Origin of the sequence: Bradyrhizobium sp. 23, assembly GCF_023073295.1 — a bacterium.
Lineage (GTDB): Bacteria > Pseudomonadota > Alphaproteobacteria > Rhizobiales > Xanthobacteraceae > Bradyrhizobium > Bradyrhizobium canariense_D.
Genome location: NZ_JADPJF010000096.1, coordinates 42450 through 62621 on the forward strand (window position 1 = coordinate 42450; position 20172 = coordinate 62621).

General features: G+C 59.2%; 16 protein-coding genes and 2 pseudogenes. 10 read left to right on the forward strand and 8 right to left on the reverse strand.

The annotated features are described in order from the left end of the window. From IVB32_RS23035 to IVB32_RS23045, 3 genes are all read left to right on the forward strand, one after another. Positions 1-287: TrbG/VirB9 family P-type conjugative transfer protein (locus IVB32_RS23035; protein ID WP_247411536.1), on the forward strand; the 287-nt coding region annotated here is incomplete at its 5' end. Then, positions 284-1489 carry a TrbI/VirB10 family protein gene (locus tag IVB32_RS23040; RefSeq protein ID WP_247411539.1) on the forward strand — a complete coding sequence of 402 codons (1206 nt, stop codon included), beginning with the start codon at positions 284-286 and terminating at the stop codon, positions 1487-1489. The genes IVB32_RS23035 and IVB32_RS23040, both read left to right, overlap by 4 nt. Before the next feature lie 5 nt (positions 1490-1494). Beyond that, the gene (locus IVB32_RS23045; RefSeq protein WP_247289307.1) at positions 1495-1737 is read left to right on the forward strand and encodes a DUF2274 domain-containing protein; all 243 of its coding nucleotides are present in this window, start codon (positions 1495-1497) and stop codon (positions 1735-1737) included. Between the two features lie 16 nt (positions 1738-1753). On the opposite strand, the gene IVB32_RS23050 is transcribed toward IVB32_RS23045, so the two are convergent. From IVB32_RS23050 to IVB32_RS23075, 6 genes and pseudogenes are all read right to left on the reverse strand, one after another. Beyond that, on the reverse strand, positions 1754-1891 hold the full coding sequence (locus IVB32_RS23050) for a hypothetical protein (RefSeq protein ID WP_247411542.1): 138 nt from the start codon (positions 1889-1891) through the stop codon (positions 1754-1756). Between the two features lie 675 nt (positions 1892-2566). Next, positions 2567-2837, reverse strand: a pseudogene (locus IVB32_RS23055) (acyl-homoserine-lactone synthase); the annotation flags it as partial. Between the two features lie 282 nt (positions 2838-3119). After that, positions 3120-3863 carry an IS21-like element helper ATPase IstB gene (gene istB, locus IVB32_RS23060; RefSeq protein ID WP_247411545.1) on the reverse strand — a complete coding sequence of 248 codons (744 nt, stop codon included), beginning with the start codon at positions 3861-3863 and terminating at the stop codon, positions 3120-3122. 15 nt (positions 3864-3878) lie between these two features. Then, a complete protein-coding gene (istA, locus tag IVB32_RS23065) occupies positions 3879-5396 on the reverse strand; it encodes an IS21 family transposase (RefSeq protein ID WP_247411550.1) in 1518 nt (505 codons plus the stop codon). Between the two features lie 171 nt (positions 5397-5567). Beyond that, the gene (locus IVB32_RS23070) at positions 5568-5888 is read right to left on the reverse strand and encodes an acyl-homoserine-lactone synthase (protein ID WP_247411552.1); all 321 of its coding nucleotides are present in this window, start codon (positions 5886-5888) and stop codon (positions 5568-5570) included. 151 nt (positions 5889-6039) lie between these two features. Further along, positions 6040-6201 (reverse strand): annotated as a pseudogene (locus IVB32_RS23075) (LuxR C-terminal-related transcriptional regulator); the annotation flags it as partial. 888 nt (positions 6202-7089) lie between these two features. On the opposite strand from IVB32_RS23075, the gene ald reads away from it, so the two are divergent. Continuing rightward, positions 7090-8202 carry an alanine dehydrogenase gene (gene ald / locus IVB32_RS23080; protein WP_247411556.1) on the forward strand — a complete coding sequence of 371 codons (1113 nt, stop codon included), beginning with the start codon at positions 7090-7092 and terminating at the stop codon, positions 8200-8202. Between the two features lie 266 nt (positions 8203-8468). Here ald and IVB32_RS23085 read toward each other — a convergent pair whose 3' ends face one another. Both IVB32_RS23085 and IVB32_RS23090 read right to left on the reverse strand, forming a co-directional pair. Further along, positions 8469-10130, reverse strand: coding sequence for an MFS transporter (locus tag IVB32_RS23085; RefSeq protein WP_247411559.1), 1662 nt, complete (start codon positions 10128-10130; stop codon positions 8469-8471). Positions 10131-10774: 644 nt separating this feature from the next. Next, complete coding sequence (locus tag IVB32_RS23090) at positions 10775-11251, reverse strand: Lrp/AsnC family transcriptional regulator (RefSeq protein ID WP_247411621.1); 477 nt, start codon at positions 11249-11251, stop codon at positions 10775-10777. Positions 11252-11634: 383 nt separating this feature from the next. Between IVB32_RS23090 and IVB32_RS23095 the strand changes: the two genes are divergently transcribed. The 6 genes from IVB32_RS23095 (at position 11635) to IVB32_RS23120 (ending at position 20070) form a co-directional block, all read left to right on the forward strand. Beyond that, positions 11635-12897, forward strand: coding sequence for a DUF2817 domain-containing protein (locus tag IVB32_RS23095; RefSeq protein WP_247411562.1), 1263 nt, complete (start codon positions 11635-11637; stop codon positions 12895-12897). After that, positions 12897-14213 carry an LLM class flavin-dependent oxidoreductase gene (locus tag IVB32_RS23100; RefSeq protein ID WP_247411565.1) on the forward strand — a complete coding sequence of 439 codons (1317 nt, stop codon included), beginning with the start codon at positions 12897-12899 and terminating at the stop codon, positions 14211-14213. Before IVB32_RS23095 ends, IVB32_RS23100 begins: the two co-directional genes overlap by 1 nt. 104 nt (positions 14214-14317) lie before the next feature. Next, positions 14318-14830 carry a flavin reductase family protein gene (locus IVB32_RS23105; RefSeq protein WP_247411568.1) on the forward strand — a complete coding sequence of 171 codons (513 nt, stop codon included), beginning with the start codon at positions 14318-14320 and terminating at the stop codon, positions 14828-14830. A gap of 614 nt (positions 14831-15444) precedes the next feature. Beyond that, complete coding sequence (locus IVB32_RS23110) at positions 15445-16953, forward strand: NAD-dependent succinate-semialdehyde dehydrogenase (protein WP_247411570.1); 1509 nt, start codon at positions 15445-15447, stop codon at positions 16951-16953. A gap of 12 nt (positions 16954-16965) precedes the next feature. Continuing rightward, on the forward strand, positions 16966-18366 hold the full coding sequence (locus tag IVB32_RS23115; protein ID WP_247411571.1) for an aminotransferase: 1401 nt from the start codon (positions 16966-16968) through the stop codon (positions 18364-18366). Positions 18367-19203: 837 nt separating this feature from the next. Continuing rightward, positions 19204-20070, forward strand: coding sequence for a TauD/TfdA family dioxygenase (locus tag IVB32_RS23120; protein ID WP_247411572.1), 867 nt, complete (start codon positions 19204-19206; stop codon positions 20068-20070). Positions 20071-20172: the final 102 nt, after the last annotated feature.

Genomic DNA, 20172 nt, shown 5'->3' on the forward strand with positions numbered 1-20172 from the left:
CGCGCCGGTACCGTTACGCGATCGAGGGCGACAGCCCGCCGTGGCGTCCCGTCAACGCTTATGATGACGGCCGCAAAACCTATGTCGAATTCTCCTCCGGCGTCAGTCAGGGCGAGATGCCGCCGCTCTTCGTGATAGGGCCCGACGGTAAAGCCGAGATCGTCAACTACCGCGCTTACGGAAATGTGCTGATTGTTGACCGGCTGTTCGCGGCCGCCGAGCTGAGGCTCGGCGAGGAGCACCAGCAGAAGGTCAGGATAGTGCGAACCGACGGGAGGTCGCTTTGAACGATAGTGACCAGGCGATCGATGAACCAAACGAACCACCTCGGGCCAGGCCACCGGAAGAGATCGCCGAAGCGCTGCGGCTTCGGCCGGATCCTCCGCAAGTTGCGCGCCTCTCGCGGAAGGTCCTGATAGGCGTCAGCGCTTCTGTGCTCGTGCTGGTCATCGGCGCGGTGCTCTGGGCGCTGCAGGAGAAACGGTCTCATACTTCAGCGCCTGAGGAGCTTTACGCCACCGACCACCACAATATCGCCGATCAGCTCGCGACCTTACCAAAGGATTACACCGAGATCCCGAAGGACGTGCCGCGTCTAGGGCCGCCCTTGCCGGGCGATCTCGGCCGGCCGATCGTCGCAGCACAGGGGTCTTCGACATCCAGCTCCCTCGGCATCGATGCCGAACAGCAGCGTCTCAGCCAGGAGAGCGAGGCGGCACGGATCAGCAAGGTATTTGCCAGCACCAATGTCCGGCCACAGGTCCCTGCCACCTCATCGAGCGAAGCTCGTTCATCCGCCGCGCCATCATCCGACGAAGCATTTGCTCAAAATGGCCAAGACCGAAAGCTTGGGTTCGTCACTGCAACGGTCGATCGTCGGACGACAAGCTCCGATCGCCTTGTGAGGCCCGCTTCGCCTTTTGTCGTTCAGGCCGGAACGGTCATTCCGGCCGCGCTGATCACAGGAATCCGCTCCGACCTGCCTGGCCAGATCACAGCCCAAGTCACAGAAGCGGTGTACGATTCTCCTACCGGGCGAGCTCGCCTTATCCCCCAGGGAGCAAGGCTGATCGGGAGCTACGATAGCCAGGTCGCATTTGGACAGTCGCGCGTGCTCCTGGTGTGGACGCGCCTTATCATGCCGAATGGGAATTCGATTGTTTTGGAACGGCAGCCCGGCGCAGATGCGGCAGGTTACTCTGGTCTTGAGGACGAAGTCGACAATCATTGGAAGGAATTGTTGGGGGCCGCCGCTCTTTCGACGCTGCTTTCCGTCAGCACGGAGGTGAATTCCGGGGCGGATAGCGGCAATACCAACAGCGATCTCATTGCCGCGCTCCGCCGTGGAGCTGGGGAATCGATCAATCAAGCGGGCCAGCAGATAGTCCGCCGCAATCTCAACATTCAGCCAACTTTGACGATCCGTCCGGGATTTCCGGTGCGGGTGATCGTCAACCGTGACCTGGTGCTTGAACCGTATAGGGGGTGAGAACGATGCCCAAGTTAAAGCTCGGCGCAATCCACGACGACAAGCCGATCAAGATTACGCATGAACTGCCCGCGAGCGTGCACAGGGATCTCGTGGCATATGCCGAGATCCTTGCGCAGGAGACCGCTCAGCCGATCGGCGATCCAGCTAAGCTTATCGCGCCCATGCTGGCCCGGTTCATGGCAGCCGACAGGAGCTTCCGGAAAGCGCGCCACGCGCGTCAGCGACCACTCGAAGGCGATGGGTAGCGCTCAGAGACCAACTTCAGGAACTCGTGCAGCGCCGGGTTTCATTGTCGGCGCGCCAATAGGCAGAAAGCTCGAATCGGCTCGCACCCGCGCCATCGCGCAGCTCCCGGTAAACAAGGCCGGCAAAATTTGCGCCTATGTCGGCCTCGAACACGAGGCTTATTCCTGTGTTCATGCTGATCAGGCTTTTGATGATGCCGCGACTGACGTCGTGGCGCCAGATTTTTGGGCGGACCTCAGGCCAGACGAGTTCGGAAACCAGAAGATATTCGAGCTCCTTTCCGGGGGCGTAGTGGCTGGCAGCACCGTCTCGCCGCGCAGGTCGGTCCAGTAGACAGTCTCGCGCGAACTGAGAGGATGGTCATGAGGCAAGGCAACGAGAACACGCTCGCTCCACAGAGACATGGCTTAGTGTCCAAAAACGCCAAGCTCCCCGTGACGATCACGAGATCAGTGCGTCGAATTCCTTCAGGATGGTCCTGGCCAATCGAAGGACGTCGCAGCCGGGCCGCGTTGGGCGCACACCTCCGCTGAAGTGCTCAAAAAGTTGGAAGGCCCAAGTGGTGCTCAAACTCGCCGATTGTTCGGCGGAGGCTCGATTGTTGGGGGAGCTCAGCAACTCGGCCGGTTCTGGAAGCAAACTCAATCGCAGTATCGCTGCAAATTGGTGAAGGCCGCTCTTCTCTCTCAAGACTTGCGATGCACAAGCCACGTCGAAACACGACCGTTACTTCAAGCCAGTAAACGCTCGAAGTGAAACACCTGAGATCGGCCGTGGCTGCGGCCATTGCGGGAGCGTTCGTGGAGCAAGGCAGCCGCTTGAATGAGCCGGAGCCCAGAGCGCCGGTCCCGAGATGTGCCCCGCCTTGCGGATGCGGTCCAACGCATTGGGCGAGACCTCCAGGTACCGCGCAACCGCCCTGGTGTTTTCCGGGAGGCCTAACTTTTTCCCGCTCTGCGAAGGGGCCATCCGGCCCGGCGAAGAATGCGCTCCATGCGGGCGTCGGTCGCGGTGACGATCTGGATCAGTTGAATGGAAAGGCCGAATTCAATCGTGCCCACAAACAATCGTAAGTGGCAGCTGCAAGTCCGCCGCTCGCGTTCCGCGCATCCGCCTGCGCATTCCAGGGATGGTGATCAGGTGTTCCAGGCGATGGTGATCACGGATTCCAGTGATCGCGATCAGGTGCGGAGGCGAACACGGCTGACGATTGCATCTGGGCTCGAAATAGTCTCCTCGTCAAGATTGGCGGGTTGGTTTGGAGATCGTCCCGGCGGTCCATGGGCGGGCCCCGTGCGCGGCGCGGAGTGCCCCCACGAGCGACGTAGCGACGCGCGCGGGAGGGGCCTGTGGGCCGGCGGGGCGATCGTGCGCGAGGTGCTCACGGTTTTTTCTTTTCGCCAGCCTGACGCCGCAGACTGTCGCCCTTGAGCTCGATGCGATGAGCATTGTGAATGATGCGATCCAATATCGCATCGCCGAGGGTGGGGTCGGCAATGACATCATGCCATTGCGACACGGGCACCTGACTAGTGATCAACAACGATCCCTTGTCGTAACGATCATCGACGATCTCGAGCAGATCACGGCGCTGGTCGGCGGTGAGCGGTTCGGGTCCCCAGTCGTCGAGGATGAGGAGATTGACGCGCTCCAGGGCAGCGATCAGGCGCGCCAGACGGCCTTCGCCGCGCGCCTGGGCGAGATCGGCGAACAGGCGGGATGTTCGCTTGTAGAGGACGGAAAAGCCGTCGCGGCAGGCCTTGTTGCCGAGCGCGCAGGCAAGCCAGGACTTGCCGGTGCCGGTTGGGCCGACAATGACCAGGTGGTTGCTGTCACGGATCCATTGACAGGTGACGAGGTTCTGGAAGAGCGAACGATCGAGACCACGGGCGGTGCGATAATCGACGTTCTCGATGGTGGCGGCTTGACCGAGCTTGGCACTGGTCAAGCGGCGCGTGAGGCGGCGGTTGTCGCGGGCGGTGACCTCGCGATCGACGAGGAGGCCGAGCCAATCGGCGTGCGGCATCTCGGCCGCCTCGGGATTGTTCTGCAGTTCAGTGAGGCCATCGGCCATGGCGGCGAGGCCGAGTGCGCGCAAGCGATCGACGGTGGGGTGAATGAGCATGCTGATCTCTCCTGATCAATTGTAATAGCTGCGGCCACGGATGTTGGTGTGGAAGAGGATGGGCGCCTCCTCGGCGGGAGGCGCGGTTCTGTCGGTGCCGTTCTTGAGGATGGCAGCGACCGATTTGTACGACCGGGCGTTGAGCAGCAGCGCTCGGGCACAAGCGGCATCGAAGCGTTCCTGGCCGGAGCGCTTGACCAGCCCGAGAATGCCGATGGCCGAGCGGAAGCCCTGTTCCGGATGTGGCCGCGATCGCAGGATGACGTCGATCAGCGTCTGGGCATCGGGACCGACTTTGGCGGCTTCCGAACGAATGCGCTCAAGGGTCCAGTCGCGATGGCGGCGATGTGAGCTCGGCATATGCTCGGGAATCGTGGTCGGGCGATGTGGCAAGGTGCTGCGCAGATGCGAGGCCACCCGCTTGCCGCGGAGAAATATCTCGACGGTCTTTTGGGTGATGCGGGCCTCAACCTCCTGATGAACGAGATTGTGAGGGACGCTGTAGTAATGCTTGGCGATCTCGATGTGATAATCGAGGTTGACCCGGCAGCGCTTCCACTCGGCGTACTCGTACGGCTCATCCGGCAAAGGGGTCAGCGCCGGACGATCGAGCTCCTCGAACAGGTCGCGGCGACTTCGTCCCCAGCTGCGCAACGGTCGATCGTTCAGTTCGACAAGGAGCGCGTGGATCGCCTCATTAAGGGAGGCGAGTGAGAAGAAGCGGCGGTTGCGCAAGCGCGCCAGAATCCATCGCCCGACGATTTGGACCCCGACTTCGACCTTGGCTTTGTCGCGCGGCCGATACGGCCGCGCTGGAACGATGGCGGTGCGGTAATGGCGGGCGAGATCGGCATAGGTCCGGTTGACCATCGGCTCGTGGAAGCAAGCTCGGGTGATACCGGCCTTGAGATTGTCGCTCACCGTCTGGCGGGCCACGCCGCCGAAAAAGGCAAAGGCCCGAACGTGCGAGGCGATCCAGTCCGGCAGGCTCTGGCTGAGGCTGGCCTCGGCGTAGGTGTAGTTCGAGGCGCCGAGCACGGCGACGAAGATCTGCGTGCTGCGTACCTCACCCGTGAGCCCGTCAACCACCTCCATCGTGTGGCCGGAATAGTCGACGAACAGCTTCTCGCCGGCGACATGGACCTGGCGCAGGGTCGGCTTGAGGCGGCCGGCCCATTCCTTGTAGCGTTCGCAGAACCATGAGTAGCTGAAGCTGTCGGAGCTTGCGTCGCAATACTCCTCCCACAACAGCATCAGCGTGACGTTCGGGCGCCGCAGCTCGCGATGCACGAGCGCCCAATCCGGCTGCGGACGTTCCTCGCTGGGCCGATCAGAGGGTGGCGGATACAGGCGGTTCTCGAGCCGGCCATCGTCATCCAGCTCTGGCCGCAACGGCCAGGTCAGGCCGGCGCGGCGGGCGCGGTTGAGGTACTTGCTGACCGTGCCTTGGGCCAAGCCGAGGCTGCGGGCAACGGCGCGTTGCGACATGCCGACGCTGTCGTGTAGGCGTAGAACTTCACGAATGTGGCGCATGGACAGTCTCTCTGTCGGCATCTCGATCCTCTGCGGTTGGGCAAAAGACCAAGGTAGCCGGGTTGCAGACTGTCAGCGGTGCGCGCCTCCCCGTTGCCCCCGATCATGATCGCTCGAAATAGCGATCACGATCGGCTGGAAACGATGATCACGATGCTCTGGAATGGGTGATCACGATGGCCTGGAATCGGTGATCACGATCGGCTGGAACACGCACATCCGCCGGCACATCGAGCGCGAATCGGCTGCTCTCCAGATCCAGTCGCTTCGTGGTGCCGGCTGCCCGTCCAGCAGGATCGGAAAAGTGTCCCTCAGCATGGTTGCCCCGGTGGAAGGCAAAAGCCGCACGCAACCTTGAATTTGTCCGGCTCCCGAGCGGTTCAGTAGATGCACCGGTCGAAGGACGTCAAATTCGTCCACTTCCATGTCGCCGCTGACTTCGACGGTCCAATCCAGACGCTGCTTGAAAACGCGGTAGCGCAGCCGGTGCATCTCGGCGAGATCGTGGACGAATTCCCCTTAGTACTCCGGGGTGGTGAGTTGCATCATTTTTGCCTCCCTGCCTCGTCTCGGCAACTGAGCAGAGAGGCCTAGGCAAGCGCATCCTGTGCAGTTCCACAGCTGTTTATGGAAGGCCGGTGTATTATTTTCGAGATTTTGATTCGGTCAACAGCACGACGGGTTGACCAAGCGAGCTGACACCGAGCTTCGCATGGGCGTTGTCCAGGTGAAATCCCGCGGTTCGCTCTGCGATACCGAGAATGATCCCGATCTCCCCAGCCGATTTACCGCGCGCGGACCATTCAAGACACTGGTACTGCGAGGAGACAGCACCACGCCGCCGACCATGCGATCAATCGTCCAGAACCGTTTTGCATGCTCATGGAGGAACGTTGCGATTAATCGCAGACTCTAGGCGTGCTCGACAAGCGCGCGCTCGAAACCAGTTCGAAGCTCGCCAGTTGCAAAGCTCACCGCGACGATTACCGCCCTTGTCGTCGTGGATAGGGAATGTAAACCCGCCGCGGATGCCAAATTTCTCGGCTTCTTTGAACAGAGCGCGTTTCAGGCTTCGGGCGATTTCGCACTTCAATTCCAGGCCCCCCTCGGAAGGGCTCAGGCTGGCGTATTGCCCGACGTACCACCGAATCGACGGATTCGTAGCCGCGCTGCAGATAGACGGCGGTCCAGGAGCGGGATATGTCGAGATCAGGTTGGGAGCACTGCCTGGCTCACGGCGAAGAGCGAGATATGCGAAGCACGATAGTTTGAGCGCAGCGGCGACCCCAGCCATGCTCTGCTGAGCTGCGTCCCGATGCGTGCTTTCGTTCAATCGTTCAGCAGACCTTTGAAAAACCCGATCCATCTTTGATGAACCCACGGGCCTCCATCGCAAGCGCTACTCGTGCTAGCGAATCGAGCACCGTTGCGAACGAGGCAAAACAACGAAGAAGTCGATCCAATCCGGCGTAGATCAATCCTGACCACGAGTGTTGGGTTTGGCTGCCGGAGCCGCATCAGGTCTCGCCACCCTGTGGTAGCATCCCTGCCAAATCGGCGGTCTTCGGTCGTCTCTTCGAAATCCTGCAAGCAGGCGGGGAAGATCGCCGGATTACTGCGCTATTTGGCTTCACGACCCGCGGTTTGTACCGCTCTTCCGATTACAACGAGCTGCTCACCAAGGAGATTGCAAATGAAGGTCGGTGTTCCCAAGGAAATCAAGACGCACGAATACCGGGTCGGCCTGACGCCTGGGGCCGTCCGCGAATACGTTGCAGCTGGCCACAGCGTATTGGTCGAGAGCAACGCCGGCGCCGGGATTGGCGCGACGGATGATAACTACCGCAAAGCTGGCGCGACGATTGCGACCTCTGCTCGCGAGGTATTCGCGTCGAGCGAAATGATCGTGAAAGTCAAGGAGCCTCAGCCCTCCGAATGGACGCAGCTGCGACAAAACCAGATCCTCTTCACTTATCTCCATTTGGCTCCGGATCCGGAGCAGGCGAAGGGCCTCATCAAGTCTGGCTGCACCGCCATTGCCTACGAAACTGTGACTGACGCGCATGGCGGCCTTCCACTGCTTGCCCCTATGAGCGAGGTTGCGGGACGACTTGCGATCGAAGCCGCGGGTGCCGCGCTGAAGAGGTACGCCGGCGGACGGGGACTGCTGATTGGCGGGGTACCGGGGGTGCCGCCCGCTCGCATCGTGGTGATCGGCGGGGGCGTTGTCGGTACTCACGCTGCGCGGATGGCGGCAGGCTTGGGCGCTGAGGTCACAATCCTCGACCGTTCGATTCCCCGGCTTCGCGAACTGGATGAGCACTTCGAAGGGCGAGTACGGACCAGATTCTCGACGATCGACGCCGTTGAAGAAGAGGTATTTGCGGCAGATGTTGTCATTGGCGCCGTTCTCGTTCCTGGCGCGAGCGCGCCCAAACTGGTCAGCCGAGGCATGTTGAGCTCCATGCGCAAAGGCTCCGTGATCGTGGACGTAGCCATCGATCAGGGCGGGTGTTTCGAGACATCACGGGCGACGACACATGCCGATCCAACCTATGAGGTGGATGGCGTTATCCATTATTGCGTTGCAAACATGCCGGGAGCTGTGCCGCTCACCTCAAGTCAGGCACTCAACAACGCTACGATGCCTTTTGGTTTGGCTCTCGCAAGTAAAGGATTTGCAGCTGTGCTCGAAGATCCGCATCTGCGCGCCGGCCTAAATGTCTATCGGGGCCGGCTAACCTATAAGGCTGTCGCCGAGAGTCTTGGGCTTCCCTTCTCGCCGATCGAACAGGCTGCGGCCTGATCCCAGAGGGGCCCCTGCGGACGTTTCTCGCAGACTTGGGCCACTCTCTTCTTGGGAGTGGCCCGCTTTCTTAAGGGTAGCTATTTTTTGAGCGCGAATGGTTTGTTGCGCCTACATCGCTCTAGAAGGTGAGTTGGTTGCGTGATTGGCCGAGCGGCCGCTTCAATGAGCGTGGCGAAAACGGCGGTTGCAAGAAACTACGTTGAGACTTCTTCCAAACCGGCGGAGCGCCAGGGCCTCGTCGTTCCGTCTGCCGTGCTCGCAAATCAGCCGAGCTGTACTTCGTCCGCAGCGCGGTCAGGCACGTCTTCCTTCCATCGAACAGAGCCGAAGGGACGCTCCAGCATGCGATGGACGCGCACGGGACCCGGCCCGATGTGAAACGCGCTCGCCTCCTTCTCGAGCGCACGCTCTGACAAGGTCGCGCGGTTGCGCTGGTGTAGATAGTCCAGCCAGGTCGGGCAGTGATAGCGCTCGGTCCACAGCTCTGGATCAGCGATGTCGCGCGCGATCGACCAGCCGTAAGCGCCGTTACGCTGCCGGAATAACTGTACGTCCTGCATAAGGTTGTGGAATGGCCGCGCGTTTTCGTGTGCGATGCGATACTCGATTTCAACCACAAGCGGCCCGCTCCGCGCCGTGAGCGGAAGCCGCACCTCGGGATGGGCCAGCATCTCGGCGTCATCATCTCGTGCGATGATGCGCGGCATGTGCAGCCAAACTCCTAAGAACGGTGAAGCGATCATCAGGGCGGCGGAGGCCAGAAGCGCGTTGTCGACCCCGGCTGCGTCCGTGACATGTCCCCACGCCCAGCTTCCCACCGCGATCCCACCTGAGCTCGCTGTCTGGTAAGCCGCCAAGGCGCGCCCGGCAACCCATCTCGGAGCCGACAGCTGCACGCCTATACTGAAAATCATCCACGCCATCATCCACACGGTTCCGGCAAGGACCAGCGCCGCCCCCGTCAAAATCGGCTGACGGCTGAGGGCAACTGCGGCAACTGCACCCCCCATCGATATCGAGCAGGCGCGTATCGCAGCCTCGCCACTCATCCGTTTGCGCACCTCGGTGATCGCGAAGGCACCAAGTACCGCGCCTAAACCAAAGGCGCTCAGCATGGTGCCGTAGGTCTGCGCGCCGGCATTCAAGAGGCCGCGCGCGACCAATGGCATCAGGGCTACAATCGCGCCGCCCGTTAGCCCCAACACCATAGAGCGGATCACAACGATCTTGATCGGTGGCGAATTGGCGATGTAGCGTGCTCCTGAAATGATGGCGCGGCTGAGCCGTTCGCGCGGCAAGCGCGCGGGGGCTGAGGTGCGTTTCCAGAGGAACAGCGCGAGCATCAGAGGAAGATAGAGCAGGGCATTCAGAGCAAACGCAGCCATCGCTCCCGAAGCCGCCACAACGATCCCGCCAATCGCCGGGCCGACGCTGCGGGCGATATTATAGCTGATTCCGTTTAGTGCTACCGCCGAAGCCAATGTTTCCGATGGTACCTGCTCACTGACCGATGACTGCCAAGCCGGTCCCATCAAGGCCATGCCCGTTCCGACGGCGAAGCAGAGTGCCAATAAGATTCTTGGTGTAAGCAATCCTAGCCAGGACAGGATCGTCAGGAGAGTTGCGCCAGCAAATGCAATTCCGATCGAAATCAGGGTAACGATCCGGCGGTCGTACGTATCGGCAACGGCCCCGGCGGGCATAGCGATCAGCATAACCGGGAACATAAGCGCTGTTTGCACCAACGCGACCTTGTCAGCCGATGTCGTCATCTCAGCCATCGCCCAGGCCGCGCCGACGCCCTGCACCAGAATCCCCAAGTTGGAAAACAGGCTCGCCAACCAGACGCGTCGAAACGTGGCGTGGCGGAGCGGAGCGGTAATACCGTCGATGTTGAGCGTTTCGCCCTTCGAGAGGTCAGTCATGCCGGCTCATGTGGCTTGTTGGCGCTTTCTGGACCAGCCTGGGAGATGCACATGGAAGCCAAACTCGGATGGGCGTTTCGACATATCTTCCTGCACTTTCCAAGGTGCATCGGACTGAATGGCTCACGCAGTTGAGCGAGCAAATCAGATGGGAGATGCAGCTGAGAGTGAAGGAGGTCCCAAATGTTTTAACCGTTCCTCAGCGTTGACTTGGCGACATCGGACACGCGTTCATGCCCGATCAGCGGCATCGGTGCCGTCGTGACAGCCCTGCTTGCCTGCGGATTGATCACCCGCACAGCCTGGAGCCATAGTAACCTTCGCCCGGGCCTTCCACTTCTCCTAGACTATCATTCTCGCGGCGGGTGTTATTCATTCTTGCTCCCCATTCGCGCAGCAGTTACGGCGTGGTGCGCGCGGTTGCAATACTTTCGCTCAGGCGAAGAGGAATGCTTGCGTCAGCTGGTGAGTGGCATCGAACCTGATGAGCCCGGCGCAACCCTCTTCCAAAGACCTCTCCTCGGCTAACGCTCACTGAGAGTACAGGCACGTCTCTGCGGGTTTGTCGCGTTCTAGTCGAATAGCCGATGAAAACGTGCGTAAAAAGAGCGGCATTCGATGAGAGACATCGCTGTCAACTCTCGTCAATCCTCGTCTGGAATTTCTACGGGAATCGCAAAGCCTGTCTTTACGCGGTCCATCACGACCATCGTCTTGAATCCTTTGATGTCCGGGTTCTCGTAGAAGAATCGACGGGTGAATTGCTCGTAGTCCTCCATAGTACGTGCGGTGATGTACAAGACGAAGTCAGCGTCGCCGGTAACGTAAAATCCGTTTACCACTTCAAGCGAGCCTTTGATTGCCTTCTTAAATCTATCGATGATGTCAGCACGTTCCCGCTCTAGGCTTACGAGGACAAGCATCTGAATCGGTCTTCCTACCATCTTCGCCGAAACGATCGATACATCGGCCTCAATGATTCCGTCCGAGCGGAGCCTCTTCAACCGCCGTTGACACGCAGTAGCAGAAAGTCCCGCCAGCTCGCCAATCACCTCTGAAGTCAGGCGGTTGTTCTTTTGTACAATCTCGAGAATGCGGGCGTCGGTTCGGTCATATTGCACGATAGGGCCTCCGGTGAATTTCATCGCTATCCCGCCATTTTAAGCAGAAAAACTTTCCAGCATCCCGCCAAAAGCGACGCAAATCTGTTTCAGGGATGAGTATCCTGAATGTCGTGAAAATATCAACAAGTTCACTGCCGTCAGGACGAGCGCTTGTTTAGTGGCGATGATACCACCAGAAGTAGCGGAATAAAGCCGTCAGGAGAGCTTCGCGGAAGTGAGCAGTCGTACCGGTCGGTGCTTTGGCGCAGTGCATCGGCTCGTCTTCGGTGTGCGAGTGTGACGGCATTCACCGGGGGATGTGGCGTCTGTGCGTTGACTGCGAGGGCTGCCGGTAGCACACGTGCCGGAGAACGCTGAATCGAGGAGAGTGGAGCTTGGGTTTGAGTGCTGAACGCAATGCCGAGGGCAAGGAAGCTCGCTTGATCGATCGGTTAAGCGAAGGTGAGACATTCGTTTCGGCCAGGGCATCATTCGCTTCTAGCTACAAGGATGCGAGGGCAACGTTTCTTGCGGTGCTGCCCCACGCGCGCTCCTTCGTGCTCCCCGGCTTTCTGGGGCCGGAGAAGGAGGATCTGTCAGTCGATGTCGGGTGGGTCGGGGATTCGCAAGCCGAGTGCGTCCTGGTCGTAATCTCTGGTACGCATGGTCCGGAGGGTTTCTGTGGGTCCGGCATTCAGATGGATTGGCTCACGCTCCTAAAGGACAGTTGCCTTCCTCCGAACGTTGCCTTGCTCTTCATTCACGGTCTTAATCCCTACGGCTTCGCTTGGGACCGCCGAGTCACACAGGAGGGCTGCGATCTCAACCGCAACTTCGTCGATTTCGCCGCTGGTGCTCCCGGCAATCCCGGCTATGATCAGCTGCGGGCTCATTTAGTGCCTCCGACTCTCGAAGGTGCGTCATTTGAGACTGCGCGTGAGGCCATCCGGCAGTTCAAGAGCGCGAACGGGGAGCGCGCTTTTCAAATTGCCCGAAAGGCCGGTCAATACACAGATCCCAACGGAATGTTCTTCGGCGGATTTGAGCGCGCGTGGTCGGCGCGCACGCTGGATCTGATCGCTCGTGAGTACGCGCTGGTCGGCCGCAAATTCGTCGCGGTCATCGACGTGCATACCGGGCTTGGACCATACGGCTACGGCGAACTTCAAAGTGAGCATATTGCCGCGAGTCAATCGCAAGCCATTGCGGACCGCATGTTTGGGCCGAGTGTCACGTCAGCCGATCTTGGGACATCGGCTTCGATCCCCATTCACGGCTCGCTCCAACTCTACTGGGAGCATCTTCTTGGCGATGGCCGGTACCTTTATCTTTGCCTCGAGTACGGAACCTTCGACACAGAGGCCGCCCAGCGGGTACTGCTGGCCGATCAATGGCTTCACGTGCATGGCGGTGGCGACCGGAAAGGGGCCTTCGGCCGCGAGGTCCGAGCCCGCATGCGGGCACATTTCTGTCCCGACGATCCGTGCTGGAAAGAGGCGGTGCTGTTTCGTGCCCGGCAGGTGCTGCGTGAGGGTTTGTCGGGATTGCAGCGAATAGTGGAAGGCGAATTCGAGTTGCCGCGTGGTTCCGGTAATGACGCGTTGGCTTCCTATGCCGCGTTCGGCAAGGCCGATTGGTCGGTGGCACCCAAGGGAGATTTTTGATGTCAAAACGAATGATGAGTATCGGCGCTTCAATCCGCGGACTCGGCTACAACGCATCCGCTTGGCGACATCCTGACGTCGATCCGACCGTCCAGGAGTCGATCTCGTTCTATGCCGACGCAGCAAAAAGATCCGAAGCCGCAAAACTCGATTTTATATTTCTGGCGGATAATCTTGCTGCGACGTCGATGGACGATCGGCCGAAAGGTGCGCTTGGACGTGCTCATGACAATATTACGCTCGAGCCGCTCACAGCAATGGCGGCTATCTCTGTCCTGACCAGCAGGATCGGATTGGTCGCCACGTGCTCAACCAGTTACCAGCAGCCATACCATGTTGCCCGTCAATATGCCTCCCTTGACCATATAAGCGGGGGCCGGGCAGCGTGGAATGTCGTTCCATCATATCGGCAGAGCGAAGGAGCCAATTTCGGCCTTTCGGAACCTCTGTCGCACAGCGAACGCTATGAACGGGCCCAGGAATTTATTACCGTCGTTCAAGGACTTTGGACTAGCTGGGATCGCGACGCATTCGTCTACGACAAGAAGTCGGGCGTCTTCTTCGATCCGGCCAAAGTTCACGCGCTTCAACACCGCGGCAAATACTTTCAAGTGGAAGGACCGCTCACGGCCACTCGATCGCCTCAAGGCAGGCCCGCGATCTTTCAGGCGGGCGAATCGGGGCCCGGCGTTGAGCTTGCCGCGAAGTTCGCAGACGCGGTCTACACCGTGCCATTGCAGAAGGCAGTCTCAATCCAGCAGAGACAGCTCATTCGGCGAACAGCGGCCAAGCACGGGCGCAGCGAAGATTCGGTGAAAGTCATTCCCGGCATTCAGCCGATCGTTGCCCCAACAAGGAAAGAAGTTGAAGACAAACTGGAGTTGCTGCGCTCGATTGCTGATCCGATCAAGGAGATGGGCAGATTGATCATCCAGTTCAAGGATATCTCGAAGTACGAACTTGACGATATCCTTCCAGCAACCTTCGTCGAATCCTGCGTCACAAGTTCGGCAAGACCCCTTGCCGAGAAGGCGGTCGCGTCCAAGTGGACCATGAGACGCCTATGTCAGGAGATGGCGATCGGCCAGCAACGGATTCTAGCAGGCACTCCCGAAGAAATCGCGGCGGACCTTGCTGACTGGTTTGACAGTGGGGCATGCGACGGGTTCAACGTTTCACCGTCGCATATGCCCGGCGGACTCTTCGATTTCTTGGATCAGGTCGTGCCGATCCTGCAGGACCGTGGCTTGTTCCGAGCTGACTATTCCGGGCTCACATTACGTGAGCACCTCGGCGTTGCGCGCGATATCTCGTGAGCACCCTTCCATTCTGAATTTGTTCCGAAACATGAGCCGAATCCGCGCGCCGGTCCGATCGAACCGGCGTACTCACCAGATTAGCTGAACAAGGTACAACCGCAATGGAGCAGTCTTCCCTTTCGTCAATTGATTCACGGTCGCTTCGGTATGCGCTGAGCCGCTTTGCCTCGGGAATCACTGTGATCACGGGAATAGCGGATCACGCGCCAACTGGTTTTACGTGCCAATCGTTCTACAGCGTCTCTCTGAACCCACCGCTTATATCCTTCTGCGTGATGAAAACATCTAAAAGTTGGCCCAGCATCCGCTCGTCCCGGAACTTCACTGTGAACGTTCTTTCTGAGGAGCAACAGGCCGTATCAGATGTCTTTGCAAAGTCTGGCGGAGACAAGTGGAAGCATGTCCACTGGGTTCCATCCGCGAGCGGCAAGGCAATACTCGCAGAGACTTTGATGTGGCTGGATTGCTCGCTGCATTCGGAACACGAATTTGGCGACCACTTCATGGTCATTGGGAAGGTCAACGAGATGAGCCCTATCGATTGGGATAGGCACAGAAATCCATTGATCTACTTCAAGGGACAATACCGCCAGCTCCAAGCCCACGATAGTTAGTGGCTCGCAACAGGTGAACTCTAATTTCACGCGGGGTGATCTTGTGGGCTTCATACGCCGTAAATGTTGCAAGCGCTGAGCGATATGGACCATTCTGTCCTCTAGAGCGCAGGCAACTGCTCTCCAATGAAACAGATAAAGGTTACTGGCTCGAGGCTGGTTCTGGCCCACTTACACGTGGTGACGGCGAAACTCGCATGGCGCAGTTGTGTTCGGCGCAAGGCATTCGCAATTCGATATAAAGACTGGCGTGGTCGCTCGGCATCGGTGGCTACCATAGGCTTCCGCGCGACACCAGATCCGGTAATTCAGGCGAGCGTACGCGGCGCCTGAACGCCTAGACGCGCCTAGCAAAGCTCCCGGCCATTCTGCAGAGAGAGGGAGCCGGCCCGATCCAGCCCCGCCCGGAGCTGACCTTCTCGCTTGTACGGTCTCGAAAGAGGTGCGTGGGCACGGTGACGGCCGCAAACGGTCTGCGGTGGAATTCTCCGGAAACTCCTGTGTGTTGCAGGAAATCATCTGGGCGGCACGGAAACGCGACGCGAATATGTTTGCGATCGCGATAGGATGAAGGCTGCGGCGTTCAGCCAAGCGGCTACCTTGGGACTTCTCCAATGAGTTTTCATAGTGTTCGATCTGAGCAGCCGGAGGGGCTCGCTAAGCAATACCTGCGGAATCTGCGCAGGCGCGATTTCCTTGCCGGCGCTGCCTTGATCGATGGTTGCTGGGTCTCTAGCCAGCATACAGACGTCGTAGTCGATCCGGCCACTGGCGACGAGATCGCCGATGTTGCTCGTTGTAACGCTGCTGATATGAGCCGCGCGATTGCTGCGGCCGAACAAGCCTTTCCTAAATGGCGAGCGTTGTTGCCGGCAAGGCGCGGCGCAATTCTTAGATCTTGGGCTTCCTTGTTGCTCGAGCATTCCGACGAGCTCTCCATCCTGGTAACGAGCGAGCAGGGCAAGCCGCTCGAGGAGGCGCGCCACGAAATCGCCTACGGTGCAGGATTTCTCGAATGGTTCGCTGCAGAAGGGGAGCGCGCCTACGGCGAGACAATACCGAGCCACAAGGTCGGGAGCTTGCTCCAGGTGCGAATGCAGCCGATCGGCGTCACCGCGGCGATTACACCTTGGAATTTTCCTGTCGCCATGATTACGCGGAAGGCGGGCGCCGCCCTAGCAGCCGGTTGCCCGATGATCGTGAAGCCTGCTGTAGAAACCCCACTTTCCGCTCTGGCGGTCGCGCGGTTGGCTGAGCAGGCTGGTGTCCCACGCGGGGTGTTTCAGATGCTTGTTGGCGATCCAGTCGAGCTTTCGGCATCGTTGCTGCGCGATCCGAGAGTGCGCGCTCTTTCGTTTACGGGCTCAACGCAAGTTGGTCGTCTGCTTTTGCAGGGGGCGGCGGACACGGTGAAGAAGGTGTCGCTCGAGCTCGGTGGGCATGCTCCCTTTGTCGTCTTTGACGACGTTGATCTTGACAGGGTCATCAAGGGGGCGATGGCCGCGAAATTTGCGACATCGGGCCAGGATTGCTTGGCCGCAAACCGAATCTACGTCCAAAGGGGAATTTACGACGCCTTTGTCGAGGCCTTCGCCGCAGCAATGGCCCGTCTCAAGGTTGGTCACGGCCTCGATCCCGCAACGGACATTGGTCCCATGACTAAACTGTCTGTCGCCAATAAGTGCAGGATCCAAATCGACGATGCGGTCGCAAAAGGCGCGAAGATCATCTCCACGAAACCCTACGGAGACCTGGGCGCGAACTTTGTTGCTCCGACGCTGCTGAGCGACGTTACCGAGCAGATGCTCGTAGCCCAGGAAGAAACCTTTGGCCCGGTGGCCGCAGTGCTGCCATTCGCCACTGAGGAAGAAGTTGTCGCGCGAGCAAATTCAAACGAAATGGGGCTAGCTGGCTACGTCTATACCGACGACCTTCGTCGAGCGCTCCGCCTTTCCGAGCAAATCGAGTGCGGAATGCTTGGCATCAATACCGCGTCATTCACAGGGCCACCTATCCCCTTTGGCGGATGGAAGCAATCTGGGCTTGGCCGGGAAGGATCGCGCCACGGATTAGCGGAATACATGGAACTGAAATACGTCTGTTTTGGCGACCTAGCAGCTTAGGGAGAAAAGAATATGAACACAATCAAGACCATAGCTGAAATGGATCGCTCAAGCGTCCTGCACCCTTTTACCCAGCTCAAAGAATTCGCGACCGGCAAAATCGGTGATCCGACGATCGTGGTCGGGGGCAAAGGCATTCGCATCGAGGACGCGCAGGGGCATAGCTATATTGATGGCTTTGCTGGCTTATACTGCGTCAACATTGGGTACGGTCGAACGGAGGTAGCCGAGGCAATCGCGCGGCAAGCCTATAAGCTAGCCTATTATCACACGTATGCTGCGCACACGACGGAAGAGCTCGCGATCTTGTCTGATCGACTCGTGCGAATGGCGCCTGGCAAGCCAAGCAAAGTTTTCTACGGGCTCTCCGGGTCGGACGCCAACGAGACGCAGGCTAAGCTCGTTTGGTATTACAACAATCTTCGCGGACAGCCCAAGAAGAAGAAGATCATATCGCGCGAACGCGGTTACCATGGCTGCTCGGTCATCTCGGGCTCGATGACTGGAATGTCATTCTACCACGATCACATGGACCTTCCTTTCCCAGGTATTTTGCACACGGGCGCACCGCACTACTATTGGGGTGCCGAGCCGGGTGAGACGGAAGAGGCTTTCTCTAAGCGGCGCGCGGCAGAACTTGAGCAGTTAATCTTGCGGGAAGGACCGGAAACAGTCGGTGCTCTCATTGCTGAACCGGTACTAGGGACAGGCGGTATCACGCCCCCGCCCGTCGGCTATTGGCGAGAGATCCAGGCTGTGCTCCGCCGCTACGACGTTCTCTTGATCGCCGACGAGGTGATTTGTGGATTCGGCAGGACCGGCGCTGACTTCGGCAGTACCCTCTATGGGATCGAGCCAGACTTAGTGACGGTCGCCAAGGGCCTGACCTCTGGCTATGTCCCACTTTCGGCAGCAATCGTAGGGGACAAGGTATATGCCGTCATGGAGGAGGCAGCCGAGCGCGTCGGGGCTTTCTCGCATGGCTATACTTATTCCGGACATCCAATCGCTGCCGCTGCAGCCAATGCCGTCCTCGATATTGTAGAAAAAGAGCGACTAGCCGACCGCGCCAGGATTGTCGGCTTGCATTTCCAGAAGCGGCTCAAGGAGCGCTTTGCGCAGTTGGAGATTGTAGGAGAAGTACGCGGCGTTGGGTTGCTTGGCGCGGTCGAGTTCGTTGCGGATCGCCATGCAAAGCGGCGGTTCGATCCGCAGTTGAAGGTCGGCGCGCGTATTTCGAAGGCAGCGCGTGACCGAGGACTCATTGCTCGAGCAATGCCGCACGGCGATATCCTGGGCTTTGCACCGCCCTTGGTCGTCTCCGAAGCCGAGATTGATGAGATTGTCGATCTCGCGTATCGAGCGACAAAACAGGTGATGGACGAATTGGCAAATGAATCAGCAACGGCCTGAAGCCGTGGAGTACCGCTCGCACCCATGGGCGCTGGTCGGAGATGTCGTTCGGCACCCGGACGGCTGCATGGCATCCGGCGCCACGCTGGAGCTTGGCCCTTGCACTCGTGCTTCTTCTTTTCTGAAGCGCGTTTTGTGCACCTTGCCTCCGCGGGCTCAGCGATGAATGGGGCCTGGAGGAGCGATCAGGCAATCCCTCCAAATCCCATTTGGCGACCGTCTTCGGCGCCGCTTTGAAATGCTAGGCCACCCTCGGCGCTGGCTCAGCCCACCTTCCACCACGCTTCGGACCATCGCCTCTCAATCTTTGGGCGTGAAAGGCTCATTGTTTTGGACGTTCGATCTGGTCTCTCCTTTGAAGACTGAAGCTTCGCAACCTTAGCTCCTCCGTTCAGACCAGATGGACAAGCTCCTCAGAGACCACACCTAGTCGGCAACGCGAGCGCTGGACGTTGCGCGGCTTAGCCACTCGACTATCTCAGGGTCGCGCCTCCGAAGTATCGAAGTATCAAGCAAGCCGACGATTCAACCAGTTCGGCCGACCGCCGCCATGCGCTTGGAGCGGCTTCGAGGACAGATGGGCGGGTTTCCTCGGACGGCTATCCATGCCCGCGACAGGCGGAGGGACATTCCATCATGTTCGAGGCGCCTAACGCGGTAGGGGCGCCGTGGCCTCGCGAACGAATTCAGCACAAATCCTGTACCGAGCGTTGGATTTATGCGGGAAGTTCCGGAATATTGCGGTTTATCGCCCTAAAAGCGAGTCTACGGTTAGGAAAACGGGCGCTGCCCTCCAGGCAGCGCTCAGAATTCAGATAGATAATGAGGAGATCAGGGATGAAGCGCTTGGCGGTTAAGGAAATCGTTCCAGACTTCGTTGGGGAAATTAGCGAGTTCCCGGTTCATGCTATCGATGAGCAGGTGGGCGAGGAATTGCGCAAGGCGTGGACGGAATATCCAGTGCTTCGCTTCCGCAATGTCCCGATTGGTGATGCTGAGCAGATCGCCATTACCAAGATCTTGGGACCGGTCTTTCTGACCACTAATGTTCAACATGGCAAGCGGGAGTACTCTCCGGAGATCTTTGTGATTGCGAATAAGAAGAATCCGGATGGAAGCCCTGCGGGCGATCTGGGCGATGGCGAGGTGCAATGGCACACCGACCACTGGTGGATCGACGAGCCGCCTTCCGCTGCTCTACTTCGTGCCTTGGAAGTGCCTGCAACGGGCGGCAACACCTACTGGGCCAATATGTACAGTGCATATGCGACGCTCCCGCAACCGATGAAGAAGCGATTGTCCGGGCTGTACATTCATCATCAGGACGTGCTCGACATTTCGGGTGCTACACGTCGAGGTAAAGAACTTCCCTCCTCTCCAGACTTCGCGACCTGGCCGGGCGTCGATCACCCCATAGTTGTGCGCCACCCGGCTTCTCGCCGGCTCTGCCTGTACCTCGGTGCTAGTCGGGAGCGGAGCGCGATCGTCGGCATGAAGCAGGATGAGGCGCGCGAGCTGCTGGAGCAACTGTGGCAACATGCCACCAGTCCCGAACACCTCTGGTACCAAAAGTGGATGCCGGGTGATATGATCATCTGGGATAATCGCTGCCTTCTTCATCGTCGCGATCAGTTCGATCCCGAGTCCGTTCGCCTGATGCATCGCACGACTGCCCAAGGACAACGTCCAGCAGCAGCAGTCTGATCAAAGCAGATCGTCTAATCGAGTAACTGGTCCGCCCGGATCGGGTGATATCAGTCCGAAGCGGGGTTACTCTCTATCACGGGATCGATTGCGAACTCACGA